The organism is uncultured Campylobacter sp. (assembly GCF_938017705.1).
In the GTDB taxonomy this organism is placed as follows: Bacteria; Campylobacterota; Campylobacteria; order Campylobacterales; family Campylobacteraceae; genus Campylobacter_B.
Genome location: NZ_CALIIS010000121.1, coordinates 1 through 3,985, shown reverse-complemented (window position 1 = coordinate 3,985; position 3,985 = coordinate 1). Strand labels below are relative to the sequence as shown.

The 3,985-nt window shown below is 49.8% G+C and carries 3 protein-coding genes; 2 read left to right on the top strand and 1 reads right to left on the bottom strand.

The annotated features are described in order from the left end of the window. Positions 1-238: 238 nt before the first annotated feature. A complete protein-coding gene (gene ppk2, locus Q0605_RS05960; RefSeq protein WP_298705097.1) occupies positions 239-1,141 on the bottom strand; it encodes a polyphosphate kinase 2 in 903 nt (300 codons plus the stop codon). Between the two features lie 108 nt (positions 1,142-1,249). On the opposite strand from ppk2, the gene dsbD reads away from it, so the two are divergent. Together dsbD and hisB are read left to right on the top strand one after the other, a co-directional pair. Next, the gene (gene dsbD / locus Q0605_RS05955; protein WP_298705095.1) at positions 1,250-3,220 is read left to right on the top strand and encodes a protein-disulfide reductase DsbD; all 1,971 of its coding nucleotides are present in this window, start codon (positions 1,250-1,252) and stop codon (positions 3,218-3,220) included. A gap of 48 nt (positions 3,221-3,268) precedes the next feature. Next, on the top strand, positions 3,269-3,847 hold the full coding sequence (gene hisB / locus Q0605_RS05950) for an imidazoleglycerol-phosphate dehydratase HisB (protein WP_297995925.1): 579 nt from the start codon (positions 3,269-3,271) through the stop codon (positions 3,845-3,847). The last annotated feature ends 138 nt before the right edge of the window (positions 3,848-3,985 follow it).

Here is a 3,985-nt window from a genome sequence, read left to right as displayed (position 1 = left end):
AATATTGGCGGCAGTCGAAAAATCAAAGTTTCAATTCCCAACGGGATGGAATTCTACTGTCACTAGCTCATACGAGTATCGCGACGTGGGTTGTTTCAATTCCCAACAGGATGGAATCTTGCTAAAGATTTTAAATGAAAAGCTGTAAAATCCAATGCGTTTCTATATATTAGGACATAAATTCCTAATGAGCAATTCCCAGCAAGCCTCCCTAGCAAGTAATCTTCATTGGCAAAATTTAGCCCTTTTTCTTATCCTTCTTGTTCTTACGAGAGGGGCTTTCCAGCTTGCGCCAAGCCTCGCTTTTTTGGCTATCCTCCATTAGCACTATCTCCCTGGCGCCGTTTCGCACGAGGTTTGGATCCACCGCAAGCTCCTTTACATCGATCTTTTCGGGATAGTCTATGCGCGAGAGTATGCAGCGGAAGGCGTTTAGTCGCGCGATCTTTTTGTCGTTGCTATCAAGGATCGTCCACGGCGCAAATTCGGTATTTGAAGCGAGCAGCATCGAGTATTTTGCGAGCGTGTATTGATTCCACAGCTCCTGCGATCTCGCATCCACCGGCGAGAGTTTATACTGCTTCAGCGGGTCGGTGCGGCGCGATTCGAAGCGCCTTTTTTGCTCCTCTTTGGAGACTGAGAAGTAAAATTTAAACAAGATTATCCCTGCACTTACCAAAAGCTCCTCAAATTTAGGCACTTGACGCAGGAAATCTTTGTGCTCGGCGTGGGTGCAAAAGCCCATCACCGGCTCAACCATCGCGCGGTTGTACCAGCTGCGGTCAAATATCGTGATCTCGCCGCCGCTGGGTAGGTGCGCGACGTAGCGCTGGAAATACCACTGCGTCTTTTCGACGTTGCTCGGCTTTTCGAGCGCCACGATACGGCATCCGCGCGGGTTTAGATGCTCGGTTAAACGCTTTATCGTGCCGCCTTTGCCCGCCGCGTCGCGCCCCTCCATCAAAATCAAAATTTTTAGTCCCTTCTCTTTTACGAATTTTTGCAGCTTTAAAAGCTCGATCTGGTATCTCTCAAGCAGCGTTTCGTAGTCTTTGAACGAGATTTTTTCGTACTTTGAGCTTTTAAATTCTATCTCTTTCAGCGCTATTTCGCCCGTTTCGGTTTTGATCTCTTTGCTCATATCGCCTCCTAAAAATTTTAAGGAATTTTACAAAAAAGTTCTTTAGATTACACTATAAATTCATACTTATTACGTTAGAATGTAGGAAAAAATTTCAAAGGATAAAATTTGATCAGATCACTTATTTTGGCAGCGTTTTTTCTCTTGGGTTTGGGCGCCGAGCCCCTAAAACCCTCCGATGCATTCAAGCTTAACGCGACGGCGCAAAGCGATAGCGTAACGCTAAGCTTTGATATCGCGGACGGGGTCTATCTCTATCAAAACGAGATAAAAATTTTCATTGGCGGCGCGGAGGTGACGAATTTAATAAATCTGCCCGCCGCTACCGAATACAAGGATTATAAAATTTACGAGGGTAAATTTAGCATCGCCGTGCCTTTGGGCCTCGTGCTCGCAAATGCCGCAGACAGCGATGATTTCGTACTTAACGGTGATTTTTTGGGCTGCACGAAGTCGGGCTTTTGCTATCAGCCGCAGCAGTTCGGCTTTAGCTTCAAGCGCATAGTGGAGGGCTATGAGATCGGTAAAATTTCAAACTCCGAGCTGAAAAGATACCGAAGCGGCGTAAATTTCGCGCAAATTCCTGCCTCATACAGCGCACAAGGCGGGGCTGTAAATTTTAAAAGCAATACCGTAGCTTCGGGTGCAGAGGCAAATTCCTTGGCAAGCTCGCACGCAGCGGCAAATTCCGCGGCAAGCTCGGCAGAAAGCGCTGCGGTAAATTCCGACGAAACCTCCGCGCAAAAAACTTCTCGCGGCGCAAATTCCATCTCCGAGCAGGATAAAATTTTAAACGTTCTCGGCGGCAAGAGCTTCATCGCGGCGATCGCGCTATTTTTCGGCTACGGCGTGTTGCTCTCGCTAAGTCCTTGCGTCTATCCGCTCATCCCGATCCTCTCGTCGATCATCGTGGCGAAAACTTCCTCGAAGCCGAGCGCGAAAAAAAGCCTCGCCGTAAGCCTCGCGTATATTTTTGGAATGGCGAGCTCGTATGCGATTTTAGGAGCTTTCGTGGCGGTTTTCGGGCAAAATTTACAGGGCCTGCTGCAAACTCCGCCCGCACTGATCCTAACCTCGCTCATATTTGCCGCGCTCGCGCTTTCGATGTTTGGATTTTACGAGATCCGCCTGCCTGCGCGCTTTCAAAGCTTCTTAAATAGCAAAAGCGAAAATGCTGGCGGCCTGATCGGAGTTTTTTCGATGGGGCTTATCTCGGCGCTCGTCGTATCGCCGTGCATCTCCGCTCCGCTTGCGGGCGCGCTTGTTTACATCGCGGGCAGCGGCGACGTTCTGCTGGGTGCGGCGGCTCTTTTTGCGCTCGGGCTCGGAAGCGGTGCGCTACTGCTTGTGATGGGGCTCGGCGGAGCACTGCCTAGGCCTGGAGCTTGGATGGAGGCGGTGCCTAAAATTTTCGGCTTTTTGCTGCTTTTTACGGCGGTGTGGATTTCGCGCACGCTCATCGGCGAAAATTTAAGCCTGCTGATTTACGCGGTTTTAGGCGCGATCTTCGCAGGATTTTTAGGGCTGTTTGACGGCGGTGCGGGCGGGATAAAGCGCGCTTTGGCTCTTATAATCGCGCTATATTCGGCGCTGCTACTCGCGGGCTTTGCCAGCGGCGCGAAAGATTTCTCCAGGCCGCTTGGTAATCTAATCCCGCAAAATGCGAGATATTCCAAGGGCGGCTTGGGCGAGAGCTTGCAGGCGGGCGAAATTTCTAGCGCTAAAAATTTAAGCGGCACGCATTTTTCGTTTGTGCACGATCTGGCGCAGCTGCGCGGCGAAATAGAAAATTCCAAAAAGCCCGTGATAGTCGATTTTTGGGCTAGCTGGTGTAAAAATTGCGAGCAGAGCGAGCGAGCGTTCGCAGATCCCGCTCTTGCTGGCGCTCTTGATAAATTTAGCCTTTTGAAGATCGATCTTAGCGAAGATAGCGAGCAAAACAGAGCGATAAAAGCGCATTTTAACGTATTCGGTCCGCCTACGATTCTGTTTTTTAAAGAGGGCGCCGAGATTGCGAGCCTACGCCAGATCGGTAGCGTAAATTCCGAAAAGCTGGCTGAGATTTTAACCGAAATTTAGTGAAATTTAGATAGATTTCAAACAAAATTTAGTTTTAAGGATTGCGCGATGATAAGCAAAAATAGGGCTACGAAAGAGACTAAAATCGAGCTTGAGCTGGAGCTTTACGGGCGTGGCGCGGCGCAGATACAAACGGGTATCGGTTTTTTCGATCATATGCTTAGCGCGTTTGCCAAGCACGCGTGGATTGATCTGAACCTGCGCTGCGAGGGCGATTTGCAGGTCGATTTTCACCACAGCGTCGAGGACTGCGGCATAGTGCTCGGAAGCGCGATCAAAGAGGCGATCTATCCCGCGCAAAACATCGAGCGCTTCGGCGATAGCGTCGTCGTGATGGACGAAGCCGCCGTAAGCGCCGCGCTTGATTTTTCCAACCGCGCGTTTTTGGTATTTGATTGCCCGAGCCTGAAGCGCGGTAAGATCGGCGAATTCGACGCTGAGCTCGTGGAGGAATTTTTTCGCGCTTTGGCTTTCAACGCAAATTTAACGCTGCATATAAGCCAGATTCGCGGCGAAAATCTGCACCACGTCGCAGAGGCCGCGTTTAAGGCGTTCGCCGTCGCATTTCGTCGCGCGATAAGTATCAACGAGCGCGCCGGCGTGCCTAGCACGAAGGGCGTTTTATAGCGGTAAATGCGCGCTAAATTTAGTAAATTTGGCAATTCGCGGTTTTGAAATTTTATCGGCGTTTGAAATTTTACTCTTGCCGCTGCTTGAAATTTGCAAAATTTCGCCATTACCCTGCCAAAGCGCGCCGCTTTATTA

Bases quoted from the DNA above. Each gene is read 5' to 3' on its own strand.
- ppk2 (WP_298705097.1), bottom strand. From the start codon at position 1,141: ATGAGCAAAGAGATCAAAACCGAAACGGGCGAAATAGCGCTGAAAGAG.
- hisB (WP_297995925.1), top strand. From the start codon at position 3,269: ATGATAAGCAAAAATAGGGCTACGAAAGAGACTAAAATCGAGCTTGAG.